The 18,786-nt window shown below is 69.3% G+C and carries 11 protein-coding genes; all 11 read right to left on the reverse strand.

The window, feature by feature from the left end; translation table 11 throughout:
• Positions 1 to 28: 28 nt before the first annotated feature.
• Complete coding sequence (gene tuf / locus LQ327_RS03990; protein ID WP_230730240.1) at positions 29 to 1,222, reverse strand: elongation factor Tu; 1,194 nt, start codon at positions 1,220 to 1,222, stop codon at positions 29 to 31.
• Positions 1,223 to 1,412: 190 nt separating this feature from the next.
• The gene (gene fusA, locus LQ327_RS03995; RefSeq protein ID WP_230730241.1) at positions 1,413 to 3,515 is read right to left on the reverse strand and encodes an elongation factor G; all 2,103 of its coding nucleotides are present in this window, start codon (positions 3,513 to 3,515) and stop codon (positions 1,413 to 1,415) included.
• Positions 3,516 to 3,627: 112 nt separating this feature from the next.
• Positions 3,628 to 4,098, reverse strand: coding sequence for a 30S ribosomal protein S7 (rpsG, locus tag LQ327_RS04000; RefSeq protein ID WP_230730242.1), 471 nt, complete (start codon positions 4,096 to 4,098; stop codon positions 3,628 to 3,630).
• Between the two features lies 1 nt (position 4,099).
• Positions 4,100 to 4,474, reverse strand: a complete 375-nt coding sequence (gene rpsL, locus LQ327_RS04005; RefSeq protein WP_230730243.1) for a 30S ribosomal protein S12 — start codon at positions 4,472 to 4,474, stop codon at positions 4,100 to 4,102.
• 737 nt (positions 4,475 to 5,211) lie between these two features.
• Positions 5,212 to 9,123 carry a DNA-directed RNA polymerase subunit beta' gene (locus LQ327_RS04010; protein ID WP_230730244.1) on the reverse strand — a complete coding sequence of 1,304 codons (3,912 nt, stop codon included), beginning with the start codon at positions 9,121 to 9,123 and terminating at the stop codon, positions 5,212 to 5,214.
• An 87-nt stretch (positions 9,124 to 9,210) separates the two neighbouring features.
• Entirely contained in the window at positions 9,211 to 12,696 is a 3,486-nt protein-coding gene (rpoB, locus tag LQ327_RS04015; RefSeq protein WP_230730245.1) for a DNA-directed RNA polymerase subunit beta, read from the reverse strand.
• 451 nt (positions 12,697 to 13,147) lie between these two features.
• Positions 13,148 to 14,176 carry a hypothetical protein gene (locus LQ327_RS04020; RefSeq protein ID WP_230730246.1) on the reverse strand — a complete coding sequence of 343 codons (1,029 nt, stop codon included), beginning with the start codon at positions 14,174 to 14,176 and terminating at the stop codon, positions 13,148 to 13,150.
• A gap of 15 nt (positions 14,177 to 14,191) precedes the next feature.
• Positions 14,192 to 14,770, reverse strand: coding sequence for a hypothetical protein (locus LQ327_RS04025; protein ID WP_230730247.1), 579 nt, complete (start codon positions 14,768 to 14,770; stop codon positions 14,192 to 14,194).
• A gap of 29 nt (positions 14,771 to 14,799) precedes the next feature.
• Positions 14,800 to 16,182 (reverse strand): MCE family protein, encoded by a 1,383-nt coding sequence (locus LQ327_RS04030; protein ID WP_230730248.1) that lies wholly within the window; start codon positions 16,180 to 16,182, stop codon positions 14,800 to 14,802.
• A 1-nt stretch (position 16,183) separates the two neighbouring features.
• Complete coding sequence (locus tag LQ327_RS04035) at positions 16,184 to 17,383, reverse strand: MCE family protein (RefSeq protein WP_230730249.1); 1,200 nt, start codon at positions 17,381 to 17,383, stop codon at positions 16,184 to 16,186.
• Positions 17,384 to 17,391: 8 nt separating this feature from the next.
• The gene (locus LQ327_RS04040; protein ID WP_230730250.1) at positions 17,392 to 18,720 is read right to left on the reverse strand and encodes an MCE family protein; all 1,329 of its coding nucleotides are present in this window, start codon (positions 18,718 to 18,720) and stop codon (positions 17,392 to 17,394) included.
• Between the last annotated feature and the right edge of the window lie 66 nt (positions 18,721 to 18,786).

The raw sequence follows: 18,786 nt of genomic DNA on the forward strand, positions 1-18,786 counted from the left end.
GGGGGGGCCCCCACCGCCGCGGAGGGTCCTACTTGAGGATCTTCGTGACCTGGCCCGCGCCGACGGTCCGGCCACCCTCACGGATGGCGAACTGGAGGCCCTCCTCCATGGCGATGGGCTGGATCAGCTGGACCGACATCTCGGTGTTGTCGCCCGGCATGACCATCTCGGTGCCCTCCGGGAGCGTCACGACGCCGGTGACGTCGGTCGTCCGGAAGTAGAACTGCGGGCGGTAGTTGTTGAAGAACGGCGTGTGCCGGCCACCCTCGTCCTTGCCCAGGATGTAGACCTGGCCCTCGAACTCGGTGTGCGGCGTGATGGAGCCGGTCTTGCAGACGACCATGCCGCGCTCGACGTCCTCGCGCTTGATGCCGCGCAGGAGCAGACCGACGTTGTCGCCGGCGCGCCCCTCGTCGAGCAGCTTGCGGAACATCTCGATGCCCGTGGTGGTGGTCTTCATCGACTTCTCGCGGATGCCGACGATCTCCACCTCCTCGTTCACCTTGACGATGCCGCGCTCGACGCGGCCGGTCACGACGGTGCCGCGGCCGGTGATCGTGAAGACGTCCTCGACGGGCATGAGGAACGGCTTGTCGGTGTCACGCTCCGGCGACGGGATGCTGTCGTCGACGGCGTCCATGAGGCTGACGATGGCGTCGGCCCACTCGGAGTCGCCCTCGAGCGCCTTGAGCGCCGAGACGCGCACGACCGGCAGGTCGTCGCCCGGGTACTCCTGCGCCGAGAGGAGCTCACGGACCTCCATCTCGACGAGCTCCATGATCTCCTCGTCGTCGACCATGTCGGCCTTGTTCAGTGCGACGACGATGTACGGCACGCCGACCTGCTTGGCGAGCAGCACGTGCTCACGGGTCTGCGGCATCGGACCGTCGGTCGCGGCCACGACCAGGATGGCGCCGTCCATCTGGGCGGCACCGGTGATCATGTTCTTCACGTAGTCGGCGTGCCCGGGGCAGTCGACGTGCGCGTAGTGCCGCTTCTCGGTCTGGTACTCGACGTGCGCGATCGAGATCGTGATACCGCGCTGGCGCTCTTCCGGCGCCTTGTCGATCATGTCGAACGCGGACGCCTGGTTGAGGTCCGGGTACTTGTCGTGCAGGACCTTGGTGATGGCCGCGGTCAGCGTCGTCTTGCCGTGGTCGATGTGACCGATCGTGCCGATGTTGACGTGCGGCTTGTTCCGCTCGAACTTGGCCTTCGCCACTGCTCTCGTCCTCCTGGACTTCTGAGGGTCTGTCGTCGCCGATTCCGGCGGTCGTCGGTGGTGCGGTCCTCTGGGTGGGCTATTGCCGGGTGGAGGACCCGAGGTGACCTCACGAGGCTAACGGGGCGCTCACCCCTGCCTCACCGCGGCCCGTCATCCCGTCGTCGGGAATCCGGGCCGCGGCTCGGGGTCACTCGCCGGTCGCCTTGGCGATGATCTCCTTGGCCACGTTGGCCGGGACCTCGCCGTACGAGTCGAACTGCATGGAGTAGTTCGCCCGCCCCTGGGTCTTCGACCGCAGGTCACCGACGTAGCCGAACATCTCCGACAGCGGGACCAGGGCCTTGACGATCCGGTTGCCGCTGCGCTCGTCCATGCTCTGGATGTGGCCGCGGCGGGAGTTGAGGTCGCCGATGACATCGCCCATGTAGTCCTCGGGCGTGTTCACCTCGACCGCCATCAGCGGCTCGAGGAGAGCGGGGTCCGCCTTGCGGGCCGCCTCCTTGAGCGCCATCGAGCCGGCCACCTTGAACGCCATCTCGGACGAGTCGACCTCGTGGTACTGACCGTCGAGCAGCGTCAGGCGCAGGCCCGTCATCGGGTAGCCGGCCAGGATGCCGTACTGCATGGCGTCCTGGGCTCCCTCGTCGACCGACGGGATGTACTCGCGCGGCACGCGCCCACCGGTGACCTTGTTGACGAACTCGTAGAGCGCGCCCTCTTCGTTCTTCTCCATCGGCTCGAGCTTGATGATCACGCGCGCGAACTGGCCGGAACCACCGGTCTGCTTCTTGTGCGTGTACTCGTACTTCTCGACCGGCTTGCGGATGGTCTCCCGGTAGGCGACCTGCGGCTTGCCGATGTTCGCCTCGACCTTGAAGTCGGACTTCATCCGGTTGACGAGCACCTCCAGGTGGAGCTCGCCCATGCCCGAGATGATCGTCTGGCCGGTCTCGTCGTCGAGGCGGACCTGGAAGGTCGGGTCCTCGTCGGCGAGCCGCTGGATGGCGGTGGAGAGCTTCTCCTGGTCGGCCTTCGACTTCGGCTCCACGGCCACCGAGATGACCGGGGTCGGGAAGGTCATCGACTCGAGGACGACCGGGTTCTGCGGATCGCAGAGCGTGTCGCCCGTCGTCGTGTCCTTCAGACCCACGAAGGCGTAGATGTGCCCGGCCATGGCGTCGTCGACCGGGTTCTCCTTGTTGGAGTGCATCTGGAAGAGCTTCCCGATGCGCTCCTTGCGGTCCTTCGTGGAGTTGATGATCTGGGCGCCCTGGTTGACCTTGCCCGAGTACACCCGGACGTAGGTCAGCTTCCCGTAGAACGGGTGCGCCACGACCTTGAAGGCGAGCGCCGAGAAGGGCTCGTCGGTGGTCGCGTGACGGACGACCTGGGTCTCGCCGTCGAGCAGCGTCCCCTCGACCGGCTTCACGTCGATCGGCGCCGGCAGGTAGGCGATGACGGCGTCGAGCATGGGCTGCACGCCCTTGTTCTTGAACGCCGTGCCGCACAGCACCGGGTAGTAGTCGCCCGCGAGCGTCACGGCGCGGATGCCGTGCTCGATCTCCTCGACCGACAGCTCCTCGCCGGCGAAGTAGCGCTCCATGAGCGCCTCGTCGTTCTCGGCGATGGCCTCGAGCAGCGCCTCGCGGTACTCCGCGACCTCGTCCTGGCGGTCCGCCGGGATCTCCTCGATCGCGTAGTCCTCGCCCTTCTGGACCTCACCGCGCCAGGTGAGCGCCCGCATCCGGACGAGGTCGATGACCCCGTAGAACTCGGACTCGGAGCCCATCGGCAGCTGCAGGACCAGCGGCTTCGCGTTCAGCCGCTCCTTGATGGTCCGCACGGTGAAGTAGAAGTCCGCACCGAGCTTGTCCATCTTGTTGACGAAGCAGATGCGCGGGACGTTGTAGGTGTCGGCCTGACGCCACACCGTCTCCGACTGGGGCTCGACACCCTCCTTGCCGTCGAACACGGCGACGGCGCCGTCGAGCACGCGCAGCGAGCGCTCCACCTCGACGGTGAAGTCGACGTGCCCGGGGGTGTCGATGATGTTGATCTGGTGGTCTTTCCAGAAGGTCGTCGTCGCGGCGGACGTGATCGTGATGCCGCGCTTCTGCTCCTCCTCCATCCAGTCCATCGTGGCCGCGCCGTCGTGGACCTCACCGATCTTGTAGTTGATGCCGGTGTAGTACAGGACGCGTTCGGTGGTGGTGGTCTTGCCCGCGTCGATGTGGGCCATGATCCCGATGTTGCGGACCTTGCCCAGGTCGGTCAGCACGTCGCGTGCCACGAGATTCCTCTTCCTTCTCGGTTCGTCGCCGCGGGTCTGGCGCGGCGGAACTACGGAGCGGACCGCCCGCCATCGGTGGTTCGCACCGGTGGCGGATCGGCCCGCCGCCCCGCTACCAGCGGTAGTGGGCGAACGCCTTGTTGGACTCGGCCATCTTGTGCGTGTCCTCGCGCCGCTTGACGGCGGCGCCCAGGCCGTTCGAGGCGTCGAGCAGCTCGTTGGTGAGCCGGTCGACCATCGTCTTCTCACGGCGCGCCCGCGAGTAGGTGATGAGCCAGCGCAGCCCGAGCGTGGTCGAGCGGCCGGCCCGCACCTCGATCGGCACCTGGTAGGTCGCGCCACCGACACGGCGGCTGCGGACCTCGAGGGCCGGCTTCACGTTGTCGAGCGCACGCTTGAGCGTGACGACGGGGTCGGCGCCGTTGCGCTCCCGGCAGCCCTCCATCGCCCCGTAGACGATGCGCTCGGCCAGCGAGCGCTTGCCGTCGACGAGCACCTTGTTCACCAACTGCGTCACCAGGGGCGACCCGTAGACCGGGTCGGCGACGAGCGGACGCTTCGGAGCGGGTCCCTTGCGCGGCATGTCAGCTCTTGTCCTTCTTCGTCCCGTAGCGGCTGCGGGCCTGCTTGCGGTTCTTGACCGCCTGCGTGTCCAGTGCCCCGCGAATGATCTTGTAGCGAACGCCCGGCAGGTCCTTCACGCGGCCACCGCGCACGAGCACGATGGAGTGCTCCTGCAGGTTGTGCCCCTCGCCCGGGATGTACGCGGTGACCTCGATCTGGTTCGAGAGGCGCACACGCGCGACCTTGCGGAGCGCGGAGTTCGGCTTCTTCGGGGTCGTCGTGTAGACGCGGGTGCAGACGCCGCGCCGCTGGGGACTCCCCTTGAGGGCCGCGGTCTTGGTCTTCTCGACCTTGTCCTCGCGGCCCATGCGGACCAACTGCTGAATGGTGGGCATTCGTTCCTCTGGCTCGTGTACTGCTCGTGCGGACTTCGTCGTCGTGGCGCCACGCTCCTCGCGGCGACACCGGGGCCGGGCCCCGGCACCGCGGAACACGGGGTCGGGCGTGCCGCCACGGACCACAGGGCCCTCGTGCTCGACACCGCCGACGCGACACCGGATCGCACCCGGCGCACCCTCGCCGGGACGGAGTCCGTCCGCGGGGCACGCAGAGCGACCCGATCACATCGGGCACCGGATACGACGATACCCGCCGCGTGCGCGCGGGTCCGCAGGTGGGTCCGGAACCGGCCTCCGTGACACGGAGACACCCTCGACGGACCTCTCGTCGCCCTCGAAGACCGCTGACGGGCCTCCATATCGACCGTGGCAGTGCCACTCGCGGTCGAACGGGCTGACGCGATGCTACCGGGTGTCGTCCCGGTACGCACGAACCGCATCTCCGAGCGGGTTCAACGCCGAGGCGCCGCGGAGCATTCCTGCTGCTCGGACGGGCTGTGCTCCGCCCGGCCACGCCCCGCGCCAGGGGCACACCGCGCACGCCGAACCCTGCGCTGGCTTGCGCCACGTGCCCCTCGCCGCCGCACCACCCGCCGCCCGTTCCGAGCGACGGGCCCCTTCGCTCGATCTACCCGACGGAAGGTGCCCTTCGCTCAGAACCGGAACGACGACCCCGTGAACGACGAACGCCCCCGCCCGGACGGACCGGGCGGGGGCGTTGGTCGGTGTACGAGCTACCGGTACTGACCGAAGTCGTAGTCGTCCAGCGGGACGGCCACACCGGTGCCGGTGCCGAACACGTCGGGCGAGTAGTACCCGTCGTCGTAGCTCGGCAGGGCGTACGCCGCGGCGCGCGCCTCCTCGGTCGGCTGCACCTGGATGTTCCGGTACCGGTTGATGCCGGTGCCGGCCGGGATCAGCTTTCCGATGATCACGTTCTCCTTCAGCCCCACGAGGCTGTCGGACTTCCCCTCGATCGCGGCGTTCGTGAGGATGCGGGTCGTCTCCTGGAACGACGCCGCCGACAGCCACGACTCGGTGGCCAGCGAGGCCTTCGTGATGCCCATGAGCACCGGACGCCCCGCCGCCGGGTCGCCGCCCTCGGCGACGACCTTGCGGTTCTGGCCCTCGAACTCGGCGCGGTCCACGACACCGCCGGGCAGGAACTCCGTCGCGCCCGAGTCGATGATCGTCACCCGGCGCAGCATCTGCCGGACGATGACCTCGATGTGCTTGTCGTGGATCGACACGCCCTGCGAGCGGTAGACCTTCTGGACCTCGTTGACGAGGTGCAGCTGCACCTCGCGGGGGCCCATGACCCGCAGGACCTCGTGCGGGTCCGCGGTGCCCTCGAGCAGCTGCTGCCCGACGCCGACGTGGTCGCCGTCCTGCAGCGGGCGCTCGGAGCCGTCGACGGTCAGCGTCGCGAGCCGCTGGCGCTTGGACAGCTTGTCGTAGACGACCTCCTCGCTCCCGTCGTCCGGGATGAGGGTGATCTTCCAGAACTTGTCGCCGTCCTCGAGCTGCACCCGGCCGTCGACGTCGGCGATCGGCGCCTTGCCCTTGGGGACGCGGGCCTCGAAGAGCTCCTGCACACGGGGCAGACCGGTCGTGATGTCCTCGCCGGCCACACCACCGGTGTGGAAGGTGCGCATCGTGAGCTGCGTGCCGGGCTCACCGATCGACTGTGCGGCGACGATGCCGACCGCCTCGCCGACGTCGACGAGCTGACCGGTCGCGAGGGACCGGCCGTAGCACATCGCGCAGACGCCCTGGGCCGAGTCGCAGGTCAGGACGCTGCGGACACGGACCTTGCCGACACCGTGGGCGATCAGCGAGTCGATCGCCTGCTGCCCGATGTCGCCGCCCTTGGGCAGGACCACGGTGCCGGACGCGTCGGTGACGTCGGAGGCCGCGGTACGGGTGTACACGCTGGTGTCGACGTGCACGTCGCGCACGAGCGACCCGTCCGCCGTCTCCTCCGCGATCGGCATCGGGATGCCGCGCTCGGTGCCGCAGTCGACCTCGCGGACGATGACGTCCTGCGAGACGTCGACCAGGCGCCGGGTGAGGTAGCCCGAGTCGGCGGTGCGCAGCGCGGTGTCGGCGAGACCCTTGCGCGTGCCGTGGGTCGAGATGAAGTACTCGACCACCGAGAAGCCCTCGCGGAAGTTGGACTTGATCGGCCGAGGGATGAACTCACCCTTCGGGTTCGCGACCAGGCCCTTCATGCCCGCGAGCTGGCGCACCTGGGTCATGTTGCCCGCCGCGCCGGACGCGACGATCCGGGAGATGGAGTTGTCGGCGGGGAAGTAGTCCTCCATCGCCTTCGCCACCTCCTCCGTGGCCTGGCCCCAGATGCGCACCATCTCGTCGTTGCGCTCCTGGAAGGAGAGCGCACCGCGCTGGTAGCGCTTGTTGACCTGCTCCGCGCGACCCTCGTACTCGTCGAGGATCTCCTGCTTGCGCGGGGGCACGACGACGTCGTCGATGGCGATCGTGACGCCCGAGCGCGTGGCCCAGTGGAAGCCGGCGTCCTTGAGCCGGTCCAGCGTCATGGCGACCTCGGTCATCGAGTACCGCTCGGCGAGGTCGTTGATGATCGCCGCCTGCCGCTTCTTGGGCAGCAGGTCGTTGACGAAGGGGTAGTCCTCCGGCAGGAGCTCGTTGAAGAGCACCCGGCCCAGCGTGGTGTCCGCGAGCCACGGCGTGCCGGGCTCGTAGTCCTCGCCGACCATGCCCGGCCCGGGGACGACGTCGCCCGTGACGCGGATCCGGCAGGGCGCCTGCAGGTGCAGCGTCCCGAGGTCGTAGGCCATGATCGCCTCGGCCGGGGACGAGTAGGCCCCGCCCTCGCCGGTGGCTCCCTCACGACGGGTCGTGAGGTAGTACAGGCCGGTCACCATGTCCAGCCGCGGCATCGCCAGCGGCTTGCCGGACGCCGGCGAGAGGATGTTGTTCGCCGACAGCATGAGGATGCGGGCCTCGGCCTGCGCCTCGGCCGACAGCGGCAGGTGCACCGCCATCTGGTCACCGTCGAAGTCGGCGTTGAACGCCTCGCAGACCAGCGGGTGCAGCTGGATGGCCTTGCCCTCGACCAGCTGCGGCTCGAAGGCCTGGATGCCGAGGCGGTGCAGCGTGGGCGCCCGGTTCAGCATCACCGGGTGCTCGTTGATGACCTCCTCGAGCACGTCCCAGACCTGGCCGCGCTGCCGCTCGACCATCCGCTTCGCGGACTTGATGTTCTGGGCGTGGTTGAGGTCGACCAGCCGCTTCATGACGAACGGCTTGAACAGCTCGAGCGCCATCTGCTTGGGCAGCCCGCACTGGTGCAGCTTGAGCTGCGGGCCGACGACGATGACCGAACGGCCCGAGTAGTCGACGCGCTTGCCGAGCAGGTTCTGACGGAACCGGCCCTGCTTGCCCTTGAGCAGGTCGGACAGCGACTTGAGCGGGCGGTTGCCCGGCCCGGTCACCGGCCGGCCGCGGCGGCCGTTGTCGAACAGCGCGTCGACGGCCTCCTGCAGCATCCGCTTCTCGTTGTTGACGATGATCTCGGGCGCGCCGAGGTCGATCAGTCGCTTGAGGCGGTTGTTGCGGTTGATGACCCGGCGGTACAGGTCGTTGAGGTCCGAGGTGGCGAAGCGGCCACCGTCGAGCTGCACCATCGGGCGCAGGTCCGGCGGGATGACCGGGACGCAGTCGAGGACCATGCCGCCCGGGCGGTTGCCGGTGGCCTGGAACGCCGCGACGACCTTGAGGCGCTTGAGGGCGCGGAGCTTGCGCTGCCCCTTGCCCGACCGGATCGTCTCGCGGAGGTTCTCCGCCTCGGCGTCGATGTCGAAGGTCTCCAGCAGCTTCTGGATCGCCTCGGCACCCATGGCGCCGGTGAAGTAGTCCGCGTAACGGTCGTAGAGCTCGCGGTAGAGCGACTCGTCCTGGATGAGCTGCCCGCGGTCGAGCTTGACGAAGGTGTCCCAGACCTCCTGGAGGCGGTCGAGCTCCCGCTGCGCGCGGTCGCGCAGCTGGCGCATCTCGCGCTCGCCGCCCTCCTTCACCTTGCGTCGGACGTCGGACTTGGCGCCCTCGGCCTCGAGCTCGGCGATGTCGCTCTCGAGCTTCTGCGCCCGCGCCTCGAGGTCGTTGTCCCGCTGGGTCTCCAGCCGCTTGCGCTCCCCCGAGATCTCGTTCTCGAGGGTCGACTGGTCGTTGTGCCGCTGCTCGGTGTTCACCTCGGTGATCACGTAGGCGGCGAAGTAGATGATCTTCTCGAGGTCCTTGGGCGCCAGGTCGAGCAGGTAGCCCAGGCGCGACGGGACGCCCTTGAAGTACCAGATGTGCGTGACCGGCGCGGCCAGCTCGATGTGGCCCATCCGCTCGCGGCGCACCTTGGCGCGGGTCACCTCGACGCCGCAGCGCTCACAGATGATGCCCTTGAAGCGGACGCGCTTGTACTTGCCGCAGTAGCACTCCCAGTCCCGCGTCGGACCGAAGATCTTCTCGCAGAAGAGTCCGTCCTTCTCGGGCTTGAGGGTGCGGTAGTTGATGGTCTCGGGCTTCTTGACCTCGCCGTAGGACCACTGACGGATGTCGTCGGCGGTGGCCAGACCGATCCGCAGCTCGTCGAAGAAGTTGACGTCGAGCAAAGGTTCTCCCCTGGATGGGTGAGCTGTTTTCTAGTGGGTCCGCAGGTCCCGGGCCGGTGCGGTGGCGCCGGCCCGGGACAGCGAGGCCTAGTTGACGACGTCGTCCACGGAGGGCGACTCGTTGCGGGACAGGTTGATGCCGAGGTTCGCGGCGGCGCGCTCGAGGTCCTCGTCGTCGCCGTCGCGCATCTCGATGGCGGCGCCGTCGGAGGACAGCACCTCCACGTTGAGGCACAGCGACTGGAGCTCCTTGAGGAGCACCTTGAACGACTCGGGGATCCCGGGCTCGGGGATGTTCTCCCCCTTGACGATCGCCTCGTAGACCTTGACGCGACCGAGCACGTCGTCCGACTTGATCGTCAGCAGCTCCTGCAGCGTGTATGCCGCGCCGTAGGCCTGCATGGCCCAGCACTCCATCTCACCGAAGCGCTGACCACCGAACTGCGCCTTACCGCCCAGCGGCTGCTGCGTGATCATCGAGTACGGCCCGGTGGAGCGGGCGTGGATCTTGTCGTCCACCAGGTGCAGCAGCTTGAGGATGTACATGTAACCCACCGCGATGTCGTGCGGGTAGGGCTCGCCGGTACGTCCGTCGAAGATCTGCGCCTTGCCGTCCTCGCCGACCAGCCGGACACCGTCGCGGTTGGGCAGGGTCGACCCGAGCAGCCCTGAGATCTCGGCCTGCCGCGCGCCGTCGAACACCGGGGTGGCGGTGTTCGTGTCGGGCTCGGCGTGCCGCATGTCGTCCGGCATGTTCACGGCCCACTCGGCGGTGTTGTCCGCGTCGACGTCCCAGCCGGTCTTCGCGATCCACCCGAGGTGGGTCTCGAGCACCTGGCCGATGTTCATGCGTCGCGGCACACCGTGGGTGTTCAGGACGATGTCGACCGGGGTCCCGTCGGCGAGGAACGGCATGTCCTCGACCGGCAGGATCTTGCCGATGACGCCCTTGTTGCCGTGCCGGCCGGCGAGCTTGTCGCCCTCCGAGATCTTGCGCTTCTGGGCCACGTAGACGCGGACCAGCTCGTTGACCCCGGGCGGCAGCTCGTCGTCGTCGTCCCGCGAGAACACGCGGATGCCGATGACCTTGCCGGTCTCGCCGTGCGGGACCTTCAGCGAGGTGTCGCGGACCTCGCGCGCCTTCTCACCGAAGATCGCGCGGAGCAGGCGCTCCTCGGGGGTCAGCTCGGTCTCGCCCTTCGGCGTCACCTTGCCGACCAGGATGTCGCCGTCGGCCACCTCGGCACCGATGCGGATGATGCCGCGCTCGTCGAGGTCGGCGAGGACCTCCTCGGAGACGTTCGGGATGTCCCGGGTGATCTCCTCGGCACCGAGCTTGGTGTCGCGCGCGTCGATCTCGTGCTCCTCGATGTGGATCGAGGTCAGGACGTCGTCCTGCACGAGACGCTGCGAGAGGATGATCGCGTCCTCGTAGTTGTGGCCCTCCCACGGCATGATCGCCACGAGGAGGTTCTTCCCGAGGGCCATCTCGCCGTCCTCGGTGCACGGCCCGTCGGCGAGGACCTGGCGGGCCTCGACGCGGTCGCCCTCGGAGACGATCGGCTTCTGGTTGATGCACGTGCCCTGGTTGGAGCGCGTGAACTTGTGCAGCCGGTGCGTGGTGCGCTGGCCGTCGTCGTCCATGAGCGTGATGTAGTCGGCGCAGAGCTCCTCGACCACACCCGCACGGTCCGCGGCGATGACGTCGCCCGCGTCGACGGCGGCACGCAGCTCCATCCCGGTGCCGACCAGCGGCGACTCGGAACGCAGCAGCGGCACCGACTGGCGCTGCATGTTCGCGCCCATGAGCGCGCGGTTGGCGTCGTCGTGCTCGAGGAACGGGATCATCGCCGTCGCGACCGACACCATCTGGCGCGGCGAGACGTCCATGTAGTCGACGCGCGTGGGCGCGATCAGGTCGACGTCGCCGCCCTTGCGGCGGACCAGCACGCGGTCCTCGGTGAAGTGCCCGTCGTCGGAGAGCGGCGCGTTGGCCTGCGCGACGACGAAGCGGTCCTCCTCGTCGGCGGTGAGGTAGTCGATCTGACCGACGACCACACCGTCGACGACCTTGCGGTAGGGCGTCTCGATGAAGCCGAACGGGTTGACCCGCGCGAAGCTCGACAGCGACCCGATCAGGCCGATGTTCGGGCCCTCCGGGGTCTCGATCGGGCACATGCGGCCGTAGTGCGACGGGTGGACGTCGCGGACCTCCATGCCCGCGCGCTCACGGGACAGACCGCCCGGGCCCAGCGCGGAGAGCCGGCGCTTGTGCGTCAGGCCCGCGAGGGGGTTGGTCTGGTCCATGAACTGCGAGAGCTGCGAGGTGCCGAAGAACTCCTTGATCGCGGCCACGACCGGCCGGATGTTGATCAGGGTCTGCGGCGTGATCGCCTCGACGTCCTGCGTCGTCATGCGCTCGCGCACGACGCGCTCCATGCGGGAGAGGCCCACCCGGATCTGGTTCTGGATGAGCTCGCCGACGGTGCGCAGACGACGGTTGCCGAAGTGGTCGATGTCGTCGGTCTCGACCGGGATCTCGCCCGAGCCGTCCGGCGCCTCCTCCTCGGTCTCCCCCGCGTGCAGCCGCACGAGGTAGGAGATCGTCTGGATGATGTCGTCCTCGGTCAGCGTGCCGGTGGACGGCTCGACGTCCAGGCCCAGCTTCTTGTTGACCTTGTAACGACCGACCTTCGCGAGGTCGTAGCGCTTGTCCTTGAAGAACAGGTTCTCCAGGAGCGTCTGCGCGGACTCGCGCGTCGGCGGCTCGCCCGGCCGCAGCTTGCGGTAGATGTCGAGCAGCGCCTCGTCCTGGCCGGCCGTCGCGTCCTTCTCGAGGGTCGCGAGGAGCGTCTCGGAGAAGGAGAACTTCTCCTGGATCTGCTCGGTGGTCCAGCCCAGCGCCTTGAGCAGCACGGTGACCGGCTGCCGGCGCTTGCGGTCGATGCGGACGCCGACGGTGTCCCGCTTGTCGACGTCGAACTCCAGCCACGCCCCACGGCTGGGGATGATCTTGACGCTGAAGACGTCCTTGTCGGTCGTCTTGTCGACCGAGCGGTCGAAGTACACGCCCGGCGAGCGCACGAGCTGCGAGACGACCACGCGCTCGGTGCCGTTGATGATGAACGTGCCCTTGTCGGTCATCACGGGGAAGTCGCCCATGAAGACCGTCTGGGACTTGATCTCACCGGTGGTGTTGTTGGTGAACTCGGCCGTCACGAAGAGCGGGGCCGAGTACGTCATGTCCTTGTCCTTGCACTCCTCGACGGAGGCCTTCACCTCGTCGAAGCGCGGGTCGGAGAAGGACAGGGACATCGAGCCGGAGAAGTCCTCGATCGGGGAGATCTCGGCCAGGACCTCCTCGAGACCGCCGACCGGGGAGTCCTCGCCCGCTTCCACGCGACGCTCGAACCACTCTTCACTGCCGACCAGCCACTCGAAGGACTTGGTCTGCAGGTCGAGGAGGTCAGGGACCTCCAGCGGCTGGGCGAGCTTGGCGAAGGAGACCCGGAGCGGAGCCCCGGGAAACGACGCGTGGTGGTTCGAGGACCTGGTGGCGCGGGTAACTGCCAAGATGCGTCCTTCCGGAACAACGCTGTCTGACGCTGTCAGTAGCTTCGTCCGCCTGAGACGCAGCGCAGTGCCCCGGGCGGCCGGATCGCGCGGCCGGTCGGACACCCACGGGTGACGTGGAGACACGTGAAGGCAGCGCGATCCGACAGTCTAGCCATGACTGGCAGCACGTGTCGAACGCCCCCCCTCGTGACACGCCTCCGGTGGCCTGGGCCTCGATGGGTCCGGACTCGACCGGGGGGTCGGACGCGGGGTCTCGCGCTGGGAACAGAGTGACCGGTGACCCCGTCCGCGTCAAGTCCGACGCGCTCGCCCCTCGGGTGGGCCGCCGGCTCCCTGCGCAGGTCAGAGCACCCGGCCCGGACACGACGCAGCCCGGGTCGAGGCATTCCGCACGAACACTCGACCCGGGCCGGACGCGATCGGGGCCCCGTCACAGGAGCCCCAGGGCTCACATGGGCTTCAACTCGGAGATCTTCCACCGGCCGTCCTGGCGGACGACCTGGACGGTGAGCAGACCGGGCGCGTTGGTCGTCTGCTGGTTCGTCGTGCGCTCGGCGGTGAACTGCACGAGGGCCATGACCGTCGCGTGATCCCCGGACAGTTGCTGGACACCGATGTTGAGCACGCTCGCGGTCTGGCGCAGCTTCTGCTGCTCGGCCGGGCCGCGGATGGTCTGCTCGAACACCTGCAGGTACTGCGAGGTGAACGCCCCGGTGGACTGCGACTTCGCCGCGTTCACCGAGTCGTCGAGCTTCGTGAAGTCGTAGGAGAGGATCTGCTCCATCGCCTGGCGGGTCTGCCCGACGACCTCGGCGGTCCCGCCCACGTCGACCACCGCCGCGTTGGAGACCGGGCCCTGCGTCCATGCCTGGCGGCCCTGCCAGAAGGCGAGCCCGCCGAGCACGAGGCAGACGACGATGACCGCGGCCAGGACGCCCTGCAGCGCCCGGGGCTTCGCCGCGAGCCGGCGGAACGGCGCGACGAGGCCCGCGAGCCGCTGCCGGCGCGGCGACGGGGCCTTCTCCTTCGGCGCCGCCTCCCGGGGCCGTCGCTGCGGCTCCGGGCGGTCGAGCAGCGCGGTCCCGGTGCCGGAGCCGTTCGAGGAGGACGACGAGCCCGAGGCGCGCTGGGTGCGACGCGCCTTCGACGTCGGGGCGGGGCGGTCCGCGGCCGCCGTGGTCGCCTCGTCGGTGGCCGCGGCGTCCTCGACCTCGGAGGCGTCGGAGGCGTCCGAGCCGTCAGAGGCATCGGAGGAGTCGGACGCGTCGGAGGGCGCCGGCGCGTCGGTACCGCCGGCCTCGGGGGCCGCGGTGTCGGCGAGCGTGGTGTCCGGCTCGTCGGCCTCGTCGTCGTGCGGCCCGTCGGGACGGGTCGACTCGGCGGTGACGCCGGGCTTGCCCGGGGCGCGGAGGCCCGCGACCTTGGGACGGCGGCCGGCCGGGGCAGTGCTGGTGGTGGTGCGGGTACGCGGTGGCACGGAGCGTTCCCCTTCCTAGCTCTGGCCCGCGGTCGGCGAGGCCTTGGCGGCCTTCCAGCCGTCCGGCGTGCGCTGCATGTCGACCTGGAACAGCTGCTGCTTCTGGGTGGGCTGCTGGTTGGCGCTCGAGGCCGTCACGTTGATCGCGACGATCGCGGAGGCGGTGCCCTTGTCGTCGTCGAACGCGGTGAGCGATGCGCCGGCGGGCTTGGCCACCACGGACGCCTGTGACTTCTTGAGGCTGTCCGCGAACTGCTGGCGGACCTTGCCGTACTCGGTGAGCATCGGGTCGGTCAGCGAGGACTGCGCGGCCGCGAGGTCGGCGTCGATCGTCTGCGGTCGGACGGTGTTGATGTTGACGACGATCTGCTCGGCGGCGTCGACGGCGACGTCACGGTCGGCCGACTGGTTCGCCGTGGTGCCGTGGGTGCCGAGCCACCAGTAACCCCCGGCCACGACCGCGGCCACGAAGGCGAGAACGGTCAGGACCGCGAGGACGGTGATCCTCGTGCGCTGTGTCGGGGCCCGCAGGCCCTTCCGCCTCACCTGCTCGGTCGGGTCCGGGGCGGTGTCGGTGGGAGGCGTGGTGCTCAACTCCTCGGGGTCGTCCCCGCGTCAGCGGCTCATCCCAGGCCCGGGATGACGATCGGCGGGGCACCGCGTCCCGAGTTGGCGAGCACGTCCGCTGGGGGAGACGACACGCCGGAGAACGCAGTGTTCTGGTTCGCATTCTGCGACGAGGCCTGAGGGCTCGACGCAGCGGGGGAGGCCTGGCTGGTCTGGGGCGCGCCCGAGGGGTAGCCGGGCCCGTAGAAGGTGTTCGGGTTGACGAGCTGGCCGTACGGACGCTTCGAGCCGTCCGTCTCCGGCGTGTGCTGGGCCCCGCGGGGGTCGATGTTGCCGCCCTGGTTGCAGTACACGGTCGGGTTCTGGGGGAAGTAGCCGTTCGGCCCGCCGCCGCCCTGGGGTGGCGCGTCGGCCCGCTGCCACGTGGTCTGCGGGTCGCCGTCGCCGTCCTGGTGCAGGTAGGCGCCGTTCTGGCAGTACGGCGGGTCGTTGACGTTCAGGACGAGGCCGAAGTGCACGCGGCCGTCCCCGGGGACCACCGACGGCGCGGCGGCCGACAGGCCCGGGTAGGTCACGAGCAGCTGCTCGACCCCCGCGAGGCGCGGCTGCAGGATGCGCGTCGTCACGAGCAGGTTCGAGATCGTCCGCGACAGGTCCGGGCCGGTCTCACGGATGAGTCCCTCGAGCTGGTTCGCGGCCGGCGGCGCGGCGTTCACCAGGCGACGCAGGTTCGGGTCGTCGGCCTTCAGCTGCGCCGTGAACAGGTTCAGGCTGCGGCTGAACGAGGTGATCTGCGGGCCGAGCTGGCTCTGGGTGGTCAGCACGGTGCGGCTGTCGCGCAGCAGCGCGGTGGTCTGCGGGAGCTGGGTGATCGCCGTGGAGACCAGCGCGTTCGAGCTGTCGAGCAGGCGCTGCAGGTCGGGACCGGTCCGGTTGAACGAGTTGTAGAGCTCGTTCACGGTGGTCTGCAGCGCCGGGATCGGCACCGAGGTCGCGAGCTGGTTGAGGTCCTTGAGCAGCGAGTCGACCGGGACGGGCGTCCGCACCCGGTCCGCCGGGATGACGGAGCCGTCCTGCAGGTAGGGCCCGCCGTCGCGGGGCGGCTGGAGGTCGACGTACTGCTCGCCCACCGCCGAGCGGTTCGCGATCACGGCGATGGCGGACGCGGGCACGTCCGGGGCGCTGCGGTCGATCTCCAGGTCGGTCTCGAGGCCGGTCGGCGTGACCCGCATGTCGCCGACCTTGCCGATCTCGACGCCCCGGTAGCTCACCGACGCCTTCGGGAAGATGCCGCCGGAGTCGGTCATCTCGACCTTGACCACGTAGGGCCCGAGCCCGATCAGCGAGTCCGCGCCGACGTAGCGGAACGCGATGTAGCAGATCCCGAACACGGAGATCACGACGAACAGGACGAGCAGATTCCGGATCTTCTTCGTCATGTCAGTTCCCGCTCCCCTGGCCCTGGGTCAGTCCGGGGACCGCCAGCGGCACCCCGGTACTGCGTTGGACCTGCGCCGACGCCGCGGCGGCCGATGAGGTCCCCGTCGTCGGGGTGGTCCCCGGCGTCTGCAGGAGCTTGAAGATCTGATCGACGCCCGGGACGGTCGGACTGTTGAGGATGTTCGTGAGGATGCCGCCGAGCGACAGCTGCACGGACACGTCGATGTTCGCGTAGTCGCCCTTGATGACGTTCAGCGAATTGTCGGCGAAGGGGATCGTCAGCAGGATCTGCAGCGATCCCGGCAGCGCGTCCCCGGAGGCGATGAGGTTCCCCAGGATCGGCTGGAGCCGCTGGAGGTCCGCCACGGTGTTCGCCTGGCTCCGGTTGATCACGTCCGTCGCGACCCCGCCGAGGCGCTGCAGCGACTGGAGCGTCTGGACCAGCAGGCCGCGCTGCTGGTTGAGCACGTCCAGCCCGGGCTGGAGGTTGTCGAGGACGTTCGCGATCTTCGCCCGCTGGTCGACCAAGGTCTTGGAGAGCCGGTCCACCGAGTCGAGCGCCCGCACGATGTCGCCGCGCTGCTTGTCGAGCGTGCCGACGAAGACGTTCAGGTTGTCGATCAGGCTGCGGATCTGCCCCTCGTTCCCGGACAGGGCCCCGTTGAGCTCCCGGGAGATGGTCTGGATCTTCTCGACCCCGCCGCCGTTGAGGAGCAGCGAGAGCGCCCCGAGGACCTCCTCGACCTGGGCACCGACGTCGGTGCGGTCGAGCGGGATCACCGCCCCGTTCACGAGCTTGCCCTGCGGCGCGCCCATCGTCGGGTTCGCCAGCTCGACGAACTTCTCGCCGAGGAGGCTGGTCTGGCGCAACCGGGCGATCGCGTTGGCCGGCAGCGAGACGTCGCCGTTCACCGACATCTTGACCTCGGCCGTCCAGCCGTCGGGAGCGAGCGTCACGTCCCGGACGACGCCGACCGGGACGTCGTTCGAGCGCACGCTGGCGTTCGGGACGAGGTCGACGACGTTGGAGAGCAGCGCCGTGACGTCGTAGGGGTGGCTGCCGAGGACGGCGCCGCCGGGCAGCGGGACGTCCTGCACGGACTGGTAGCCGCAGCCGGCGAGGCCGACGGCGGACACCAGGACCACCAGGAACAGGCGCCAGACCCGACGGGTGCGCCCGGTGGAGCCGTCGTGCGTCACGGTCCCCCTCATCGCGTCGTCAGCCCCTGCAGCAGGCCCTGGCCGGGCTGGGTCGGGGCCGCCTGGTTCGCGGCGGTGGGCGCGGGCGCCACCGCCGTGGTCGCGTTCTGGATCACGTTCCCGACGGCCGCGGCGGCGTTCCGGTTGGCGTTGAGCTGCGCCGAGAGCTGCTCGAACGGCGCGAGCGCCGTCTGCAGCGAGGCGCCGCCCGCCGGGGTGAGCGTGGAGCACGTCGCCAGGGCCTGCGAGACCTGGGTCGGCAGCTGCGCCGGGGTCAGCCCGCCGAGGATGCCGCCGAGCGGGTTGCCGTTGAGCAGGCCGCAGAGCAGCGACTGCGTGTTGAGCGCCGGGAGGTTCAGGCCCGGCGTGAGCACCGGCCGGACGTCGAGCGTGCCGGAGCTGGCGTTGTAGGAGTTCGTCAGGTTGCCCAGGGCCAGCGGCGCGACGTCGGTGATCTCGGTGAGCGCCTTCTGCTGGCGCACCAGGATGTCGGTGATGCTCGCGAGCTTCCCGACGTCGGTGTGCAGCCCGTCGCGGTTGTCCCGGACGAACGAGGCGACGTCCTCGAGCGCGGGCGGGAGCACCTGCAGGACCTGCGAGAGGTTCCCGCGCTCGTCGGCGAGGAAGCCGGAGAAGTCCGCGAGCTGGTTGTTGAGCTGGCGGACCTGGCCGTCGTTGCGCGCCAGCATGTTCGTGAACTGGCCGAGGTTGTCGACCGTCGCGAACAGGTTGCCGCGGTTGTCCGCGAGGGTGCCCACCGCGCCGGCGAGCTGGGTGATCGTCTGGTTGATCGCCTGGCCGTTGCCCCCGAGCGCGCCGGCCGAGGACTGCAGCAGCCGGTTGAGCGAGCCGTCCTTGTTCGCCCCGTTCGGCCCGAGCGCGGTGGCCAGGGTGTCCAGGCTCTTGTAGACGCGGTCGAGCTCGACGGGGATGGCGGTGCGCTGCACCGGGATGACCGCCCCGTCGTTCATCATCGGCCCGCCGGTGTAGTTCGGGCCGAGCTGGACGTAGCGGTCGGAGACCAGGGTCGGGGCGACGATGACGGCCTTGGCGTCCGCCGCGATCGGCACCCGGTTGTCGACCTTGAGGGTCACCCGCACGACGTTGCCCTGCGGGACGATGTCCTCCACCGAACCGACCGGGACGCCGTTCACGTCGACGGTGTTCTTGGTGTAGAGGCCGACGACACTGGTGAAGTACGCCGTGACCGTGCGGGAGGTACCCCGCTGCAGGGCGTACCAGAGCCCGGCCGTGGCGAGCAGGGCGACGATGAGGACGACGGCCAGCGTGCGGGCGAAGCTGTCGAACACGCTCGAGATGCGCGTGGACGTGGTCACCGGTTACCCCCCTCCCTGGGTCTGGGGCTTGGCCTGGGCCGTGCCCTGCGACTGGCCGATGGCGGC

The organism is Actinomycetospora endophytica, from assembly GCF_021026375.1.
In the GTDB taxonomy this organism is placed as follows: Bacteria; Actinomycetota; Actinomycetes; order Mycobacteriales; family Pseudonocardiaceae; genus Actinomycetospora; species Actinomycetospora endophytica.

Bases quoted from the DNA above. Each gene is read 5' to 3' on its own strand.
- rpsL (WP_230730243.1), bottom strand. From the start codon at position 4,474: ATGCCCACCATTCAGCAGTTGGTCCGCATGGGCCGCGAGGACAAGGTC.
- rpsG (WP_230730242.1), bottom strand. From the start codon at position 4,098: ATGCCGCGCAAGGGACCCGCTCCGAAGCGTCCGCTCGTCGCCGACCCG.
- LQ327_RS04030 (WP_230730248.1), bottom strand. From the start codon at position 16,182: ATGACGAAGAAGATCCGGAATCTGCTCGTCCTGTTCGTCGTGATCTCC.